The sequence below is a fragment of the Natrinema gelatinilyticum genome, assembly GCF_024266705.1.
GTDB classification, from domain to species: Archaea; Halobacteriota; Halobacteria; order Halobacteriales; family Natrialbaceae; genus Natrinema; species Natrinema gelatinilyticum.
In genome coordinates, this window is record NZ_CP100756.1 from 1,462,335 (window position 1) to 1,480,803 (window position 18,469).

An 18,469-nucleotide genomic window follows, 5' to 3' on the forward strand; every position below is an offset into this window, starting at 1 on the left:
ATAACTGATAAACGTCCCGCCTCTTCTCGCCGCAGGGTATCGACAGTCTAAGGCTCCCGGAGAAGAACCCTGCTTCAATGACGACGCTTGCGATTACCGAGGGGCGAATCCTCAGACCCGGTCCGACGGTGACGACTGCTGACGTACTGATCGACCGGAACCGCGGCGAAATCGTCGATATCGGCCCCGAACTCGCGGCCGACGCCGACGAGACGCTCGACGCCGCGAACTCGCTCGTCACGCCGGGATTCGTCAACGGCCACTGTCACGTCGCGATGACGCTCCTGCGGGGGTACGCCGACGACAAGCCGCTCGACGCGTGGCTGCAGGAGGATATCTGGCCCGCAGAGGGCGAACTGACGCCCGAGGACGCCCGCGCTGGTGCCGAACTGGGGCTGCTCGAGATGATCAAATCCGGAACGACCGCCTTCGCGGACATGTACTTCCACGTCCCCGAGATTGTCGCGGCGGTCGAGACGGCCGGCCTCCGCGCCCGTCTCGGTCACGGAGTCGTCACCGTCGGCAAGGACGACGACGCGGCCCGCGAGGACGCCCTGACGAGCCTCCAGATCGCTCGCGAGTACGACGGCGCGGCCGACGGCCGGATTTCGACGGCGTTCATGCCCCACTCGCTGACGACCGTCGGGAGCGACTATCTCCACGAGTTCGTTCCCGACGCTCGAGCGGCCGGCGTGCCGGTCCACTATCACGCGAACGAGACCGAAGACGAGGTCGCGCCGATCGTCGACGAACACGGCGTTCGACCGCTCGAGTACGCGGTCGAGCTTGGGATGCTCGAACCGGAGGATTTCGTTGCTCACGGGGTCCACCTCGACGACACCGAAATCGAACTGCTCGCCGAGGCGGGGACTGGCGTGATCCACTGTCCGGCGTCGAACATGAAACTCGCCAGTGGGATGGCCCCCGTACAGCGGCTGCTCGAGGCCGGCGTCACCGTGGGCCTCGGAACCGACGGTGCGGCATCGAACAACGACCTCTCGATGCTCGACGAGGCCCGCGACGCGGCCATGCTCGGGAAACTCGCCACCGCCGACGCCAGCGCGGTGCCCGCTGGAGCCGCCGTCGACATGCTGACCGACGGCGCCGCGGCGGCGATCGGCCTCGAATCCGGTCGTCTCGAGGTGGGTGCGCCGGCCGATCTCGCCGTGATAGATCTCGAGCAGCCGCATCTGACGCCGCAGCACGACCTCGTCAGTCACCTCGCGTACGCAGCAGCAGCGGCTGACGTCCGCCACACCGTCTGTGATGGTCGGGTCCTCATGCGGGATCGCGAGGCTCTCACGCTCGACGAAACGGCGGTGCGGGAGCGAGCGAACGAGGCGGCCGAGGCACTTTCCGCTCGAGTGGAGGGATAGACGCGGACTCGAGCCGTCGGCGTGTCGGCACCGAAAACGAAACTAGCGCGACACGATCGCGTTCGATCAGGCACGTAGTGTACACCCACCACCGTTTTGCCGCCCCGTTTCCACCGCTCGAACCCGTTCTCCGGAACGGTTCGGTAGCGTTTTGGCCTCGGTCACTCTCAGTCGATCCATGACCGACACCGAGTATCCACCGATCAGCGATCAGCTGGCCGACATCGAGTCGGCGCGCACCGAGGGGCGCCGGAAGATGGACTGGGCCGCACAACACATGCCGATCATGGAACACGTGCGCGAGGAGTTCGTCGCCGACGAGCCACTCGAGGGCGAACGAATCGGAATGGCGATGCACGTCGAGGCGAAGACGGCGATACTCGTCGAAACGCTCGCGGAGGGCGGCGCGAAGGTCGCAGTCACCGGGTGTAACCCGCTATCGACGCACGACGACGTCTCGGCGGCGCTCGACGCGCACGAGAACATCACCAGCTACGCCAGACGCGGCGTCGACGACGAGGAGTACTACGAGGCCATCGAGGCCGTCATCGCCCACGAACCGACGATCACCGTCGACGACGGGATGGACCTCGTGGCCGCGATCCACGAGGACTATCCCGGCCTGATCGACGGCATCATCGGCGGTGCGGAGGAGACGACCACCGGCGTCCACCGGCTCCGCGCGATGGACGACGACGGCGCGCTCGAATACCCCGTCTTCGCGGTCAACGACACCCCGATGAAGCGCCTGTTCGACAACGTCCACGGCACCGGTGAATCCTCGCTCGCGTCGATTGCCATGACCACGAATCTCTCGTGGGCCGGCAAGAACGTCGTCGTCGCCGGCTACGGCTACTGCGGTACGGGCATCGCAAAGAAGGCGGCGGGTCAGAACGCGAACGTCATCGTCACCGAAGTCGAGCCCCGTCGTGCGCTCGAGGCCCACATGGAGGGCTACGACGTCATGCCGATGGACGAGGCCGCCGAGATCGGTGACGTCTTCCTGACGACGACGGGCAACCGCGACGTCATCGTCGCGGAGCACTTCGAGAAGATGAAAGACGGCGTCTTACTCGCGAACGCCGGCCACTTCGACATCGAGATCGACCTCGAGGCGCTCGACGAACTCGCCGTGGATCGCTACGAGGCCCGCGAGGGCGTCGAGGCCTACGAACTGGCGGACGGTCGCCGCCTGAACGTCATCGCCGAAGGCAGACTCGTCAATCTGGCCGCCCCCGTCTCGCTCGGTCACCCGGTCGAGGTGATGGACCAGTCCTTCGGCGTGCAGGCCGTCTGCGTCCGTGAATTGCTCGAAAACGGTGACGCCTACGAATCGGGCGTCTACGACGTTCCCGACGAACTCGACGAAGAGATCGCCGAGATTAAACTCGAGGCGGAAGGCGTCGACTTCGATTCGCTGACCGACGCCCAGCGCGACTACATGGGAAGCTGGGACCACGGGACGTGAATCCGACGACCGTCAGCGTTCTCGCTCGTCACCAGTTGATTCGGTGACCACGAAGATGAGACTCCCGTCTTCCAGCCCGTCGAGGCTGAGCTGGGCGGTAAACGTCGCTCCCGTTTTTCGACGGCCTGTGCTATTGCCGGTCCATCGCCACCCCTCTGCGACGGTCGGGATCGCCGTCGACTCGAGGCGGGCGACGGCCGCGTCCGTGAACAGATTTTGCCAGGGCATCCCGGCGAGCGAGTCCCGATCGTAGCCAAATTGCATCGCGAACACGCGACTCGCGAACTGGACCCTGTCGTCGGGACCGACGATGGCGATCGAACCTCCCGCGAACTCGAGGCTCGCGAGCGTCCGCCGCGTCAGCACGGCCAACCGGCGGTATTCGACGAGATCCCGTGCGCGCCGCTCGAGGTGGTCGGAGACGTCGTCGCGTTCGAGGATGGCGGTCAAGTCGTGAGATCGAACCGCATCCGCGAGTTCGGGGGTCCGTTCGTTCGCGACGACGATAATCGGAAGATCGGGGGCGCTCGCCCTGATCTTCTCGAGCAGGTCGGCTACGTTTTCGTCGCTGTCTCCCCGCTCGTTCTGGGCTTCCGCCTCGGTTTCGGCCGCCGTCTCGGGTGCGTCTTCGTCGGCCGGAGCCGTCGGCGGTGCAACGACGAGGCAGTCGATTTCCTCGAGTCGATTTCGTGCGTCCGCGAGGGTCGCTGTCGTTTCGAGGGTCCAAAGGGGGTCGCCGTCCTCGGATCTATCGTCCTCGAGGGCGGTTTCGAGGTGATCGCGACGCCGTCCGGTCGCGACTGCGAGGAGGCGAAGATCCGCAGGGACTGTTCGTGCTGTCTGTGTCGACGTCGGTGGTGGAATCAGCATGGGACCAATATCGGTTCGCTATCGTTCGATGACCTCGGTTACGCTCGAGGCGAGCGCGGCTGACGTGGCGTTCGCGGACTGGGAGAGCGATCGGAACCGAACGCGGTTCGAGTGGTCGTCGCTTACGCTCGTCCGTGGATCGTCCCATCGATCGCGACGGTGCCGTCGCTACGAATTTCGACCAGCAAGCCGTCGTACTCGAACTCGACGCGAATGGGCGCGTTCGAGTCGGACTGGAACAGTTGATCGAGCGCCTCGGGATCCACGACGTAGTACAGCGGATCGAGTTCGTGTGGTTCGGTGTTCGTCGCGTTCGCGATAGCGTCGATGACTCGGAGACTAATTGAATCGTGGTGGTAATCTAGTGTGGTGCTGGTCATACTAGTTGGTCTGAAGTGACCGGACGGTATCGGCCTACCCATTATATGCGTAATCTCGGCTCACGGGATGACACTACGTGTATAGTGTCTTCCCAAACCGAGAGCCCGCACCCGGTCTGGGCGGTCAGGGGGGCCGTAGTGACCTCGCGGCGTCGAATTTCGGTCCGGAGGGACGGCCCGGTCGAAACGATCGTGACGTCTGCGGATCACGTTCATATCCTAACCACACGTGTCATTGTCACTCGGTTCGTAGGGGGGCTATGTTCGCTGCTGTGGCCCACGCTGTACCGCTCGCAGGTGCCACTGCTGAGACTGTCACGATACTCTCGAGTGCGGTCGGACTCCTGAGTGCGTTCGGCGTTGCGAGTACGGTCGGGGTCCAGTTCGAAATCGTCGGTGAATTACTACTCGAGAGCCTCGCCGCTGCGGGGGAGTGGCCGGAACCGGGAGCCGAAGTGGTCCTGCTCGGTCTGGCCGCTCGGAGCGGGTCGGGTCGGGCGAACGATATCGAAGCGCTCACCGCCGAACTTCGGCAGTTCGTAGATCGAGTCCGCGGGAACGCTTCGGTATCCAAAGCGGAAACCGCTGAATCGGCGACGGACGGCGACCGACACGCGGAGACCGAGGAACCGATCGACTTCACCATCGATCGGGACGACGAAGTCGGCCGGCTGTCCGAGGTGATCGACGATCTGGCAGACACTGTGCGCGAACGCGAAGACCGGCGGGCACGGAGCGAGCGCTACCGGCAGGACCTGTACCGAATTGCGACCGATCCGACACTGTCGTCCGAGTCGAAGATCCACCGGCTGCTCGAACTTGGCTGTGATCGACTGGGGGTCGACGACGGGATCGTTTCTCGGATCGACGACTCGGCCGAGTACTCCGAGGTCGAGGCGGCCGTCGGGCAGCACGCCGATCTGCAGGGAACGACGGTGGACCTGTCGCACATCCATTGCCAGGAGGCCGTCACGTCGGACGACGTACTGGCAGTCTCCGACGTCGGGGCGACGGGACCGGACGACCAGTGTTCCGACTTCGAGTTCGACGTACGCAGTTACATCGGCGGGGAGATCCTCGTCGAAGGCGATCTCTACGGGATGCTCTGTTTCGTGAGCCAACGGCCTCGAGACGAACCGTTCGCGCCGGACGAAACGGCGTTCGTCGACCTGATGACCCACAGCATAGGCCAGATACTCGAACGGCGCGCCCACGCCAGGCAGATTCGCGAGCGAGAGCGCCGAATCGAGCGCGCCCGCGGGTTCACCGACGATATGTTAGACGCCGTCGACGACGTCGTGTACCTGCTCGACGAAACCGGCGAAGTGCGTCGCTGGAACGAGAGCCTGTGTGAGGCGACCGGGTACGCGGACGACAAGATCGAGTCGATGCACGCCCTGGATTTCTTCGACGAGTCGGATCACGAACGGGTGATGGACGCGATCGCCGAGGTTTTCGAGACAGGACACGCGCGCATCGACGTCCCCCTCGTCACCAGCGACGGCGAGCGGATTCCCTACCAGTTCTTTGGGTCGGCACTCGAGACCCCGGCTGGAGATCGGGTCATCGCCGGCGTCGGCCGAGACGTCAGCGAACAGCAGGCGAAAGAGCGGCGCCTCGAGCGATTCGAACAGTTCACGAACGACGTGGTGGATGCGTTAGACGACGTGTTCTACATCCTCGACGACGACGGGACGTTCCAGCACTGGAACGAGACGCTGGTCGAGGTGTCAGGCTATACAGACGACGAGATCGAGTCGATGCACGCCCTGGATTTCTTCGACGAGGAAACCAGACCGGCGATCCGCGACTCGTTGGAGGAAGCCTTCGAGACCGGCGATACCCGCGTCGAAGCGGATGTGCAGACGAAATCGGGCGACCGTATCCCGTACGAGTTCATGGCGTCGGTCCTCACGGACCCAGATGATACCCCGGTCGAAGTCGGAATCGGTCGGGACATCTCGGAGCGAAAGGAGAAAGAACGCCACCTTCGCGAGCGCGAGGGGCACCTCGCACGAACGAAGACCATGTTCGAGCAAGTCCAGCGGTTGGCGAAGGTCGGCGCCTGGGAACTCGACGTGTCCGAGAAGTCGTCCGACCTCCGGTGGTCCGATGAGGTCCGGCGGATCCACGGCGTCTCGCCCGACGAAGAGATCGACGTCGAACGGGCGATCGAGTTCTACCATCCCGACGACCGTCCGACGGTCCGCGAGACGGTCGAACGCGGGCTCGAGGACGGTGAAACGTTCGATCTGGAACTACGCATCGTTACGACCGACGGCGATCTGCGATGGATACGGACCATCGGTGAGCCGCTCCGTGAGAGCGGCGAGGGAGAACACGGACCGTCCGACGACGGAGAGATCGTCAAACTGGTCGGGGCGTTTCAGGACATCACGGAGCGCAAGGACCGCGAACGCGACCTCGAGCGTTCCGAGACGATCATTCAGACCCTCGACGAACTCGTGTACACGATAGATGCGGACGGATGCTTCACCTTCCTGAACGACGCAGTCACGTCGGTCGTGGGCTACGAACCCGAGGAAATGATCGGCGAACACGTCTCGGAGGTGATGGTTTCGGACGACCTCGAGACCGCTCGGGATTTGATTCGCGAGTTGCTTCGCGCCGACGAACCCTCCGAGACGTTCGAAATGGTCCTCGAGACCGTCAACGGCGAGGCGATCGACGTGGAAAATCACATGGCGCTGTTGCCGACGGCTGACGGCGAGTTCACCGGGACAGCGGGCGTCATTCGCGACGTTACCGAGCGAAAGGAGCGCGAACGCCGTCTGAAATCGACGAGCGCACGGCTCGAGGCGCTGTTCGAAAACTCCCCCGATATGGTCGACGTCCTCGATACCGAGGGAACGATCGTCGACGCGAACCGACGGCTTTCCGACGAGTTGGGTTACGTGGCCGACGAACTGGTCGGGACAAGCATCTGGGAATACGACACCCTGTTCGACGCCGATGAGGTGCTGGCCATGCTCGAAGAACTGTCGGTCGGCGATCGGCGGAAATTCGAGAGTGCGTATCAGCGCCGCGACGGGTCGACGTTTCCCGTCGAAATCCACCTGATCTGTATCGAACTCGAGAACGAAAACCGCTTCATCGCGATCAGCCGCAACATCACGAAGCGGAAAGAACGCGAGCGCGACCTCCGCGAGACGAAACGCCGTCTCGAACTGGCACTTAAAGGGACGAACACCGGCGTCTGGGAGTGGGATCTGGAAACCGACGCGGTCACCTGGAACGAGACGTACGAGGGGCTGCTGGGGCTCGACCCTGGGTCGTTCGGTGGAACGTGGGAGGCCTTCAAAAGACGGGTCCATCCAGACGACCTCTCCCGCGTGGTGGAAACGGTCAAGCAGGCGATCGAGAACGACGAACTGTTCCAGATGGAGTTCAGGTTACGACACGAAGACGGGAGCTGGGTCTGGGTCGGGGCCCGCGGTCGGGTCGTCGACGACGGCAGGCGGATGGTGGGGATCAACAACGACATCAGCCGGCGCAAAGAGCACGAACTTGATCTCGAGCGGACGACCGAGTTGCTAAAGCAGGCAGAGCGGCTCGCCGACATGGGCGGCTGGGAACTGGACGTTAGCGGCGACGCGCGACGTATGACGTTGACTGACGGGCTCCGTCGGCTGTTCGAATTTGGACCTGACGAGCACGTCGATTTCGATCGAGCGCTCTCGTTGACTCTCTCCGACGACCAACCGGCCCTCATGGAGGCCGTCAAAACGGCGCTCAAGGACGGCGAGAGCTACGAGATCGAACACCGTTTGCGGACGACCCAGGGTGACGAGCGGTGGGTGAAATCCATCGGTGTGCCACTCGTATCGGACGGAGAGGGCCGGCGTCTCCCGTATAGCCGAACCGCCTCAAATGCCGACGAAGTCGTCGGAATACGCGGGACGGTTCAGGATATCACCGCGCACAAGGAGTACGAACTGGCACTCGAAGCGCTCCACGACGTCGCGCGCGACCTGCTCGGCACCGATTCCGAACGGGAGGTCGCGGAACTGGTCGTCGAGACCGCGACCGACATCCTCGAGGCGTCGGGCGTCGCCGTCTATCGACTCGATTCGGACGTAAACCGGCTGGTCCCAGTCGCGTACACCGACGGGTTCGCGACGCTCAGCGACGGTGCGCCATCGGTCACCGTCGGCGACGCCGATGCGGTCCTCTGGAACGCCTACGTGTCGGGGACGGGGACGGTAGTCGACGATCCGGCGTCGTTCGATCGCTCGCGAGTGTTCGGTTCCGACGTCGAAAGCGGCGTCGTCGTCCCGATCGGCGACCACGGCGTCTTCACGGTCGCGTCGGGGACGAGACCGATCACCGCCGAGGCCCGACGGCTGATCGAGACGCTCGTCGCGACGACGGAAGCCGCGTTCGATCGTCTCGAAAGCGAGGCCAGCCTCCGCGAGCGGGAAGCGGAACTCGAAGAACGAAACCGTCGTCTCAACCGCCAGATCGCCACCACTGAGCTCATCAGGCGGATCGACCAGCTGCTCATCGGTGCCGACAATCAGGAGGAGATCGAACGAACGGTCCCCGAACGGCTGGTCGAGGCCGACGACATCGCGTTCGCCTGGATCGGCTCGGTGGATCCGAGCGGTACGCGACTCGAGCCTCGCGCCTGGGCCGGCGACGGCCAGGAGTATCTGGGCGACGTCTCGCTGTCGTACGACGCGTCGTCCGAACCGGCCGTCCGGACCGCCCGAACCGAAACGCCGACGGTCGTCTCGAACGTGGTCGAGGGCCTGCAGGACGATCCCTGGCGGCGCGACGCGCTGGATCGGGGGTACCAGTCCGTCATTAGCGTCCCGCTCTCGCACGCCGAGTACTCCTACGGCGTCCTCACCGTGTACGCTGATGATCCGGACGCGTTCGCCGACCTCAAGCAGACCGTCGTGATGGAACTCGGGGAGGGAATCGCGAACGCGATTACGGAGGTGAAAACGCGCGAAGCGCTGCACGCCGAGACGCTACTCGAACTGACGCTTCGAATCGACAGCTCGGCCGACTTGCTCTCCCGGGTCGCGTCGATGAGCGGCGCTCGCGTCTCATACGACGGCCTCGGAACCCACACCGGTGACGAGACGCTGCTGTTCTTCAAAACTGGCGGCGTCCCACCCGAGGACGTCCGCACGGTCCTCGACGAGATCGTCTCGGTCACGGATTACAGACTGCTTAGCGATGCCAATGGCGACTGCCGCTTCGAGGCGACCGTCGTGGGCGATACCATCGCTTCGCGGCTGGTCCGTCACGGCGGCAGTCCGCGTTCGATGCACGCCGACGGGAACCGATTGGAGGTCACCGTCGACGTCCCCACGGGGACCGACGTCCGCGAGTTCGTCGAGATGCTCCGAGAACAGTATGGGACCGTCGAGTTGCAGGCCCGCCGTCACGTCGAGCGGTCCAAAGGGACCCGAAGCGAACTCGTGGCGTCGCTGTTCGATGTGCTGACCGATCGACAACTCGAGGTACTGCGGACGGCCTACTTCGCCGGTTTCTTCGATTGGCCACGCGAGAGCACCGGCGAGGAGATCGCCGACATGCTCGAGGTGACACAGCCGACGGTCAATCGTCATCTGCGGGTCGGACAGCAGCGGCTGTTGACGCAATTGTTCGAGACCGAACAGCCGACGTCCGCGGACTGAGCGGGACCGAGACCGAACGCGTCGGACCGAACCGGATGCGCCGGACGGGAACGCCCAAGGGCCCGCTGTCCGTATTGTCTCTATGGCCGCGTTTACACGTCGCCGGTCCGATGGCCCGATTTACTCGACGCTCGTCGCCGTCGGACTGGCAATCTTCGGCATCGTTGCCCAGCAAATGACGACCCTGCCGGCGTTCCTGCTCGATCCCGCCCTCGCGACCGCGCCGACGGAGACGTCGATCGCGAGTCGCGCGGCCGTATTGATCCTCGGGTTCGTCGGATTCTTCGTCGCTGGTGGCATCTATCTCGCCGTCACCGATCGGGGCTGGTCGTACGTCGACCTCCGCTGGCCGACGAGGAGGGAGTGGCGCTACGTTCTCGCCGGCGTCGGCGGCGGGATCGCGTTTTACATCCTGATCAGTCTGATCGTCCAAGTCCTCTCGCTGCCGTCCGCTGAGAACCAGGTCTCGACCTACATCGGGAACGACCAGACGATGATCCTCGTCATGATCGCCATCGTCTTCGTCTTCAACGCGCCCGCCGAAGAGTTCCTCTACCGGAACATCGTCCAGAAACGGCTCTACGACGCCTTCTCCCGGTTGCAAGCGGTCGGTATCGCCAGTGTCATCTTCGGCCTGATCCACTTCCCGGTTTACGCCGCGCTCTCGGAGTCACTACTCGCGACCGCCGTCCCGGTCGCCGTCGTCATGGGTGGGGCCGCCATTTTCGGATTTTTGTACGCGAAAACGGACAACCTGCTGGTCCCAATCGCCGCCCACGCCGTCTTCAACGGCGTACAGTTTGGCCTGGTCTACATCGCCCTCGAGTACGACCTCGAAACGGCCGAGCAGTCGACGTCTCTCCTCTTCGATACCGTCAGTCTCGTCGTGGCGGTGGCACTTCCGTTCTAATCCGGCGTCCGTACGGGCGACGTCGGCAGCTCGGGTCCGTTCCTTTATTATCGGGCGGGGGAGAGAAACGGGTATGTCCCAGGCGAAGGGCGACCGCCGCGAACGCGAACTCGTCAACGCGCTCGACGAGGCCGGTTTCGCGGTGATGCGTGCGCCCGCGAGCGGCTCTGCGACCGAACGAGAACTCCCGGACGTCCTCGCGGGCGATGGCGAACGGTTCTATGCGGTCGAGGCGAAATCGAGTTCCGGCGACCCCATCTATCTCACCGGCGAGGAGGTCGAGGCGCTTATCTTCTTCGCGCAGAACTTCGGGGCGAAACCCCGGATCGGCGTCCGTTTCGACCGCGAGGACTGGTACTTCTTCCACCCCGGTGACCTCCACGTGACCGACGGCGGCAACTACCGCGTCAAGAAGGAAACGGCGCTCGCCGAGGGGGTGGACTTCGCCGAACTCGTCGGTCAGTCCAAGAAAGTCACACTCGACGAGGTCGGTGACGACGCCACCGATACCGGCCCGGACGAGGAGGTCCTCCGCGTGCTGAACGCGGTGCAACAGGGCGTGATGGACGCCGAGGAAGCCGCGGAACTGCTCGAGTAGTCGGCCGGCGGCACGCATCTCCAACGGCCGAATCGAGACGATCAGGATCGCGATGGGCGGGTCCGCGGGGGTGCCGGACCGAGGTAAGCCACCCTCCTATACGGACTACTGTACGTTATTGCCGGTGCAACCGCGACCGTCCTGCGGGTGCACCGCTACATCGGTACAGCAGACCGTATCAGTCGTGCTCGTCGAGGAAGGTTACGAGGTGGTCGTTCACCTGATCGTCGTCCTCGATAAAGAAGAGGTGCGAGCCCCCCTCGACGAGTTCGAGACGGCTATCCGGAATCTTCTCGGAGAGCAGGGTCGCGTTTTCGACGGGAACGACGTCGTCGTTCGTCCCGTGGAGAACGAGTGTCGGGACGCGGAGTCTCTCGAGTCGATCGCTGACGTCGAAGTTCAAGACGGCGGCGGCCTGTGCCTCGCGGGCGGCCTCGCTTGCGTCTTGCTCGAACCGCCACTCGATGATCCGATCCATCAGGTGCGGGTTCCGATTGGTGAACCGCTCGTTGAAGGCGGGTCGCATCCGATAGCGGATTTTCTCACGCTCGCTCGCTCCGTCGGGAGTATCGAACATGTGTTCTTGCGTTTCGTCGGGCACGGGTGCCGCGTCGGGCCCGCCGTGGCTCGTACAGCAAAGCGTCAGCGACTTCGCGCGGGAGTACTCCAGTGCGTACCGCTGGGCGATCATCCCGCCCATGCTCGCGCCGACGATGTGTGCGTCGTAGAGCCCGGCGTTCTCGAGGACTGCCTCGAGGTCGGCAGCCAGGCCACCGATCGAGTAGCCGGCGAGTTTCAGGATGACGAGCGCCCGAAGTTTCCCGGGAAGTCGCGGGACGAGCGGCGGGAGGCCGACGTCCGATCGACCGGTCCCCCGGTTGTCCGGGGCGATGACATCGTAGTCGGGCGCGACGGCCTCGCGCTGCCAGCGCCACATCCACCGACCGAATCCCAGCCCCTGGACGAAGACGACGGGTGTGGAGCCGTCGCCGTCGCTTTCCTCGCGCTCGTAGTAAATCGACACGCCGTCTCTCGTCGCCTGTGGCATACCCCGAGTGTCGAGTCGAACACCCTTGAAATCGATCATCGACGCGGCCGATAGCGCCGCGACGGGGAGCGATCGGACCGCTCACGCCGGTACCATCATCCCTTCGCCGCGGCGATCGACGCATGCGGCGGATACCGAGTTCCGAGTTTTCCGTCACACCGCCGATGCGAGTAGTTTCTTTAAGCGAGTATTGTGTAACCAGCGCGTTTATCCTGCCTCAGTAATACAGTATTACCGATGCATCGACTTCACGCCCGATACCCGTTTCTCGAGGCCGCTCGCGAATCCGTCGCGACGGAGGCGGTCGATCTGGCGACCGTCGTCGAGCAGGATCGGGCGGTCGTCGACCGGGCCCGTCAACGAATTATTACCGCGCTCGAGGAGGGCGACACCGGAGAGTCACACCGCGACCATCGGATCGAGTTACTTTCCTACCCGGTCGCACGGGTGCTCGTTTCCATGGTCGAGGAGCAGATCCTCGTCAGGAAGTACGCCCGTGCGGAGGCCGAAACGGCCTACGACCGCTTCACCGCCGATATGGCGGAAACGACCGAGCTGAAAAGCGTCGAATCCACGGGTCTGGACCTGGGTGCGCTGCTCGACGAGTTCGCGTTGCAGGGTGCGATCGACGAAACGGACGCGGGCTATCGAATAGACGTCGGGACGTACCTGCCACTTTCCGAAGATTTGTGGGCCGACGAGTGGCGGCTCGTGAACCGACCGCTTTCCGCGGGCGAGGTCCCCGTCGACGAGGACGAACTGCGTACCTTGCTCCGTGAAGCGATCCGGGGTCGCATCGAGGACGGGCTGCCATTCGACGTCCCCGATGCTATTGCGTCCGTTCTCGAGGACGACGCCGCCGCGATCCGCGACGTGATGGCGGATCTCGAGTTGACCCGCGAAATCGATACCGTCGTGCCGGACCTCTTTCCGCCATGTATGAAAGCGCTCCTCGATCAGATTCAGAAGGGCGAACACCTCCCGCACCACTCTCGGTTCGCGATCACCGCCTTTCTCTCGAGCATCGGGATGACGACCGACCAGATCGTCGAACTCTACCGTGTGAACTCGTCGTTTGGCGAGAAGATGACCCGTTACCAGACCGACCACATTCGCGGGGAGACCTCGCCGACGGAGTACTCGCCGCCGTCCTGTGCGACGATGCAGTCATACGGCGACTGTGTCAACAAGGACGACCTCTGCGAGCGAATTCCGCATCCGATGGCGTACTACGAAGAACGGATCGACGACGTTGACGACGACGAGATCGAAGACTGGCGGGAGCGGGCCGACGAGAGCGAAAACGGCGCCACGAGCGGCGACTAACGAGTTCAGCCGAACGCTCGATAGGACAGCTCGGTTTCGAAGTAGATACGTTCGCGGGCGTCGGGCAGACTTCGGAGACGCTTCGCCCGTTCGGTGCTCGTTTCCGCGATCGGTTCGTAGTGAGAAGAGACGTCTTCCCGAGGGTGGTTCTGACGAGCGTACAGAGGAGGCCCGCTCAGGTAGGTGAATCCGATTCGAACGGGAGACCGAGGCCGATCAGAACGCGCCGCCGTTGGGCTCGAGGCCGTCTTCCGGTTCGTTCAGCGCGTAGGCAAGGCCGATTCCGACTGCGGTGAGCAGGAGGATGAAACCGGCAATGACCCAGACGAGCATCCAGCCGCCCTCGGACGAGAGCGTGCTGTCGATCCCGTAGGTCGAACCGACGTAAACCATCGCGGCGAGCATGAGGAGGACGGCACCCACGGAGACGACGATTTCGATGATCTGTTCGCGATCGAGCATTGTCGGGGGGATTTCGCCGGACGTGTAAAAAACGCTTCGAAGGGGTGGTGAGACGACTGGTCGTGAAATCGGCCGCTCTCCGGGGCTCGTGGACAGTTTCGTTATATAAATTCGCCACCTGAGCACGCAAGCGCGCCCGTTATTTCACTCGAGACCCTACCCATATCGAATAGCCAGCCGACTAGTGAATCCGCTCTCGACGCACCTATGAAAACAACAGCGTCACCGAAAGCACCGCTTCCAGCACCGTCGACGGACCATCTCACGAGACGATCCCGCCGAGCGCGCACCGAACCGATGTCGGTATTGCCCCTCGGCGACGGGCTTTACGAGGTCGAATCCGCGAGCGATCACACCTACCTCGTCGATCTCGAGGGTGGGCGATGCACCTGTCCAGATCACGTCTTCCGCGATGCTCGCTGCAAGCACATCCGGCGGGTCGCGATGGAGATCACGGAGGGGCGAACCCCACCGCCGGGCGAGATTGCCGTCGATTGCCACGACTGCGAAGAGACGATCTTCGTCGACGAAGAGACGACCGCTCCCTTCTACTGTGAGGTTCACGAGATCTTCCCGGGCGATACCGTCGTCGATCGCGAGACCGGCGACCGCCTTACCGTCGTCGACGTCTCGGAACTGCGAGCCGACGCCGTGGAAATCGGGGCGGCCGACACCACCGTCGCCGACTACGCGACGAACGAGGACTACGACCCTGACGTTCCGGTCGTCGGCGCGGTCTACCCCCACGCGCGTGTCGCCCGAAACGGCGTCGTTCCATCGTCGCTGAAGGTGTACGTCTTCCCGCGGACGAGACTCGAACGCGAGATTCGAACAATACGAGACTGAACGTCTCACAGACCGTTCGCGCGGCCACGCCGCGCGAAGACGAAGCGAGAACCACAGAGAAGTTAGCGTAGTCGTGTCGAAGCCGGCCGGTTTCGCCACCGCCGTCGCATCGACACCGGAAACGGCTTCCAACGCACCGTCGGTTGACAACGCCCGTTTTCTTGTGGGCTCCTCTCGACTAGTGAGGTATGGGAGCGGGCATCGATTACGGCAATCTCGACGAGGGACGGCACGTGAACTACTGGGCGCTCGATCGCACGCTCCAGCGCGAGCTTCGACGGGTGTACGACCCCACGGACTTCGAGTGGGCCGAACCCCGGCTCGAGGAGTTCGGCGAGCTGATCGGCCACACCGTCGCGGACAACGCGGATTACATCGACGACCACGGTCCGGAACTCGAGACCTACGACGAGTACGGCGACGTGCAGAATTTCGTCCGGTATCCCGCCGAACAGCGCGAGAACGAACGGGCGGTCTACGAGGCGGGCATCGTCGCCGACGCGTTCGAGGCCCCGCCCGGCCGCGACGAGCCGGTGCCGTTCAGCCACTTCCTCGCGATGTTGCACCTGTTGTCGTACGCCGACGCGGGATTCGGCTGTCCGGTCGCGATGACCGCCGGTGCGGCGCTCGTCCTCGAACGCTTCGACGAGGACGATCTCGAGGGCTACTACCACGGACTCGTCAGCCGCGACTACGACGGGCTGATCGAGGGGGCGATGTTCCTCACCGAAGAACAAGGCGGCAGCGACGTGGGCGCGAACGAAACGACGGCACGGTACGACGAGGAGGCCGATTGCTGGCGACTCACCGGTGAGAAGTGGTTCTGTTCGAATATCGACGCCGAGGGGACGCTCGCGCTCGCCCGGACCGAAGATGCGCCGGCGGGGACCGACGGGCTCTCGATGTTCCTCGTCCCCCACGGCGACCCCGAGGGGGGAGTCCTGACCGTGGGAGACCGCCGCGAATTCGAGGGCGCACCACCGGGCGAAGCCCTCAACGACCAGTTGTACCGGCGTCTGAAAGACAAGTTGGGGACGATTTCCGTCCCGACCGGCGAAGTCGAGTTCGACAAGACGAAGGCGTTCCTCGTCGGCGAGCGAGAGGCCGGTTTCCGACAGATGACCGAGATGCTCAACCTGGAACGGCTCGCGAACGCCGCCGCTTCCTGCGGAGTCATGGGCCGGGCCCTCCTCGAAAGCAGGGTCCAGGCGGCCACCCGCGAAGCCTTCGGGAAGACGATCGACGAGTTCCCGCTGATGCGGGAGGACCTCGTCGGAATGACTGTCGACTACGAAGCCGCGACGGCGTACGTCGCCGAAGTCGGTCGATTGTTTTCTGAACGCGAGCGCGCGCGACGAAACGGAGCGTCGCGTGACGAGCTCGACGACGAGTACCGGCTGCTTCGGATGCTGATCCCGATCGCCAAGCTCCGAACGGGCAGGATGGCCGTCGACACCACCTCGTACGCGATGGAAATCCAGGGCGGAAACGGCTACGTCGACGACTTCGTTACAAACCGATTACTCAGAGACGCGCAAGTGCTACCGATCTGGGAGGGGACCGAGAACGTCCTCTCGCTCGACGTCGTTCGTGCCCTCGAGCGCGAGAACGCTCACGAACCGTTTATGCAGACGGTCGAGGAGCGACTCGAGGCCGTCACCCATCCGGCGCTCGCGGACGCGGCCGACACGGTCGCCAGTGAGTACGAAGAGGTAACGGCGGCACTCGTGACGCTGGCCGAAGCGGACCCCGACTACGTCCAGCTCTCCGCAAAGCGGCTCGCACACTACGTCTTCGAGGTGTTTACCGCCTCGCTGTTGCTCGAAGAAGCGCAGGCTGATCTCGAGGACGGTGACGGTCGAACCGCGCTCGTCGCACGGCAGTTCGTTATGACAGAACTCGAAACGGGCGAGGCGCGGGGAATTACCGGCGGCGACCGGACCGTCCTCGAGGCGTTCGAGGCGATCGTTCACCACGCGCCGGTCGACCCCGAGACGGTCGCGGAGACGGTGACGGCCGACGATTGATACGGTCTGCTGTACCGATGTACCGGTGCAACCGCGACCATCCTGCGGGTGCACCGGCAATGGCGTACAGGAGTCCGTATGAGGCCCGTGACGCGTCGGACGAGAACGAGTCTTACGTGGCCACGGTCGCGTCTCGAGTTCGGATCCGTCCGTCGCTTCGGACGCCGACGTCGACCCCTTCGTAGGAAATCCACACCTCGTGGGCCCCGGCACCGACCTTCTGCTGGGCGTGTTCGACCAGCGAATCAAGCGCGTCCGGTTCGACGCTGTCGGACAGCGGGGACAACTCGAGGGGATCCGTCTCGAGTACGGCCGCGACAGCGGTGACGATCGCCTCGCTCGGTCGTTCGATCTCTGGATCGAACGTAGTCGTCCACTCGACTGACTCTGACTGTGACTCAGTTTCATCCGACGATTCGTTCGGGGAGGGCATAGTCAGCCGTTCGGAGAGTGGCCCGGTAGCCGCTGGGCTTCCCATATTCTCGCTTTAAATAATCGAACCGATAGATGCCGCAGGAGACCGATTTAGCCCACAACGGGACCGTCCGTATTTGAAGCGACGAGCGCGATCGATCGCATCATACGGACTCCTGTACGTCATTGCCGGTGCAACCGCGACCGTCCTGCGGGTGCACCGGTACAGCAGACCGTATCAGTCGCTCTGGATCCTCGGTGCGAGCATGTACGTGACCTGTCCCTGCCCCTCCGCGAAGCCGAAGTAGATCTTGACGGGGAACTCCTCGCCGAGATCCAGCGTGACCTCTGTGTCCGCGGGAATCGCTTTGTTCATGTCTTTGAGATAGTCGAGCGAGAAAAGCGAGTGTGCCGGGCCGACCTGCAGATCGATCAGATCATCCCGCGTGAGTTCGAGGTGAACGTCGTCGGTGTCGCCCTCCGCGTTGACGTAGAAGAACTCCTCGCTCTCGTCGACGCCGAATGCGATGTGGTCGCTAACCATGTCGGCTGCCGTTACCGATCGGTTGACGTCCTTGCCCTCGAGGACGACCTCCGCGGGGAGATCGAGATCCGGGATGTCTGGCTCCTGACGGATCGAATCGGGGTCGATGAGCGCGAGCGTGTACTCGAGGCCGTCGATCTGGATGTGGAGTTTTCGGGTCTCCTCGTCGAGTTCCAGCTGGACGAGCTGACCGGATTCGGCCATGCCAGCGATGTCTTCCAGCCGCGAGAGGTCGACGCCGAGTAGCCCGCCGTCTGCTTCGTAGGACTCGAACGCAGCCGAATCGAGCGAGAGGTCGACCATCCCGACGTTCGCGGGGTCGACGGCCCGGATTTCGAGGCCGTCCTCCTCGAGGTGGATCTTGCACTCGTCGACCAGCACGCTCACCGAGTCGAGCGCACTGGTGAGCGTTTCGGCGCTCACGATGGCCTTGAACATATAGGTCGCCGTACGAACGGTTGCCATAAAAAGCCACCCTTTACGCGCGGGCGGGGCTCGGCCATCGTGCTCGTGTTGGTCCGCGAACCG

Annotated in this window: 14 protein-coding genes; 8 read left to right on the forward strand and 6 right to left on the reverse strand. The window is 63.8% G+C overall.

Translation table 11 applies throughout. From position 1 onward, the window contains the following. Positions 1–77 precede the first annotated feature (77 nt). Together NJU76_RS07185 and NJU76_RS07190 are read left to right on the forward strand one after the other, a co-directional pair. Entirely contained in the window at positions 78–1,376 is a 1,299-nt protein-coding gene (locus tag NJU76_RS07185; protein ID WP_254532089.1) for an amidohydrolase, read from the forward strand. Between the two features lie 178 nt (positions 1,377–1,554). Then, complete coding sequence (locus NJU76_RS07190) at positions 1,555–2,844, forward strand: adenosylhomocysteinase (protein ID WP_254532090.1); 1,290 nt, start codon at positions 1,555–1,557, stop codon at positions 2,842–2,844. Between the two features lie 12 nt (positions 2,845–2,856). Here the strand turns inward: NJU76_RS07190 and NJU76_RS07195 are convergent, their stop codons facing one another. Together NJU76_RS07195 and ddfA are read right to left on the reverse strand one after the other, a co-directional pair. Continuing rightward, positions 2,857–3,714: a PAS domain-containing protein gene (locus NJU76_RS07195; protein ID WP_254532091.1), complete on the reverse strand. Its 858-nt coding sequence runs from the start codon at positions 3,712–3,714 to the stop codon at positions 2,857–2,859. Between the two features lie 122 nt (positions 3,715–3,836). Next, a complete protein-coding gene (gene ddfA / locus NJU76_RS07200; RefSeq protein WP_254532092.1) occupies positions 3,837–4,094 on the reverse strand; it encodes a DdfA family disk-determining factor in 258 nt (85 codons plus the stop codon). Between the two features lie 260 nt (positions 4,095–4,354). On the opposite strand from ddfA, the gene NJU76_RS07205 reads away from it, so the two are divergent. The 3 genes from NJU76_RS07205 to hjc all read left to right on the forward strand — a co-directional run bounded on the left by NJU76_RS07205 (position 4,355) and on the right by hjc (position 11,274). Continuing rightward, the gene (locus tag NJU76_RS07205; protein ID WP_254532093.1) at positions 4,355–9,766 is read left to right on the forward strand and encodes a PAS domain S-box protein; all 5,412 of its coding nucleotides are present in this window, start codon (positions 4,355–4,357) and stop codon (positions 9,764–9,766) included. An 82-nt stretch (positions 9,767–9,848) separates the two neighbouring features. After that, positions 9,849–10,676 carry a CPBP family intramembrane glutamic endopeptidase gene (locus tag NJU76_RS07210; protein ID WP_254532094.1) on the forward strand — a complete coding sequence of 276 codons (828 nt, stop codon included), beginning with the start codon at positions 9,849–9,851 and terminating at the stop codon, positions 10,674–10,676. A 73-nt stretch (positions 10,677–10,749) separates the two neighbouring features. Beyond that, entirely contained in the window at positions 10,750–11,274 is a 525-nt protein-coding gene (hjc, locus tag NJU76_RS07215; protein WP_254532095.1) for a Holliday junction resolvase Hjc, read from the forward strand. A gap of 178 nt (positions 11,275–11,452) precedes the next feature. Here hjc and NJU76_RS07220 read toward each other — a convergent pair whose 3' ends face one another. Further along, on the reverse strand, positions 11,453–12,322 hold the full coding sequence (locus NJU76_RS07220) for an alpha/beta fold hydrolase (RefSeq protein ID WP_254532096.1): 870 nt from the start codon (positions 12,320–12,322) through the stop codon (positions 11,453–11,455). A gap of 237 nt (positions 12,323–12,559) precedes the next feature. Here NJU76_RS07220 and priL point away from each other — a divergent pair, with 237 nt between their 5' ends. Then, positions 12,560–13,648 carry a DNA primase regulatory subunit PriL gene (gene priL / locus NJU76_RS07225; RefSeq protein ID WP_254532097.1) on the forward strand — a complete coding sequence of 363 codons (1,089 nt, stop codon included), beginning with the start codon at positions 12,560–12,562 and terminating at the stop codon, positions 13,646–13,648. Between the two features lie 216 nt (positions 13,649–13,864). Here priL and NJU76_RS07230 read toward each other — a convergent pair whose 3' ends face one another. Further along, entirely contained in the window at positions 13,865–14,110 is a 246-nt protein-coding gene (locus tag NJU76_RS07230; protein WP_254532098.1) for a DUF7472 family protein, read from the reverse strand. A gap of 207 nt (positions 14,111–14,317) precedes the next feature. Here NJU76_RS07230 and NJU76_RS07235 point away from each other — a divergent pair, with 207 nt between their 5' ends. Both NJU76_RS07235 and NJU76_RS07240 read left to right on the forward strand, forming a co-directional pair. Next, positions 14,318–14,956, forward strand: a complete 639-nt coding sequence (locus tag NJU76_RS07235) for an SWIM zinc finger family protein (protein WP_254532099.1) — start codon at positions 14,318–14,320, stop codon at positions 14,954–14,956. Between the two features lie 188 nt (positions 14,957–15,144). Beyond that, entirely contained in the window at positions 15,145–16,983 is a 1,839-nt protein-coding gene (locus tag NJU76_RS07240) for an acyl-CoA dehydrogenase family protein (protein ID WP_254532100.1), read from the forward strand. A 112-nt stretch (positions 16,984–17,095) separates the two neighbouring features. On the opposite strand, the gene NJU76_RS07245 is transcribed toward NJU76_RS07240, so the two are convergent. Next, on the reverse strand, positions 17,096–17,461 hold the full coding sequence (locus NJU76_RS07245) for a HalOD1 output domain-containing protein (protein ID WP_425604296.1): 366 nt from the start codon (positions 17,459–17,461) through the stop codon (positions 17,096–17,098). A gap of 174 nt (positions 17,462–17,635) precedes the next feature. Then, on the reverse strand, positions 17,636–18,379 hold the full coding sequence (locus tag NJU76_RS07250) for a DNA polymerase sliding clamp (RefSeq protein WP_254532427.1): 744 nt from the start codon (positions 18,377–18,379) through the stop codon (positions 17,636–17,638). Positions 18,380–18,469 lie beyond the last annotated feature (90 nt).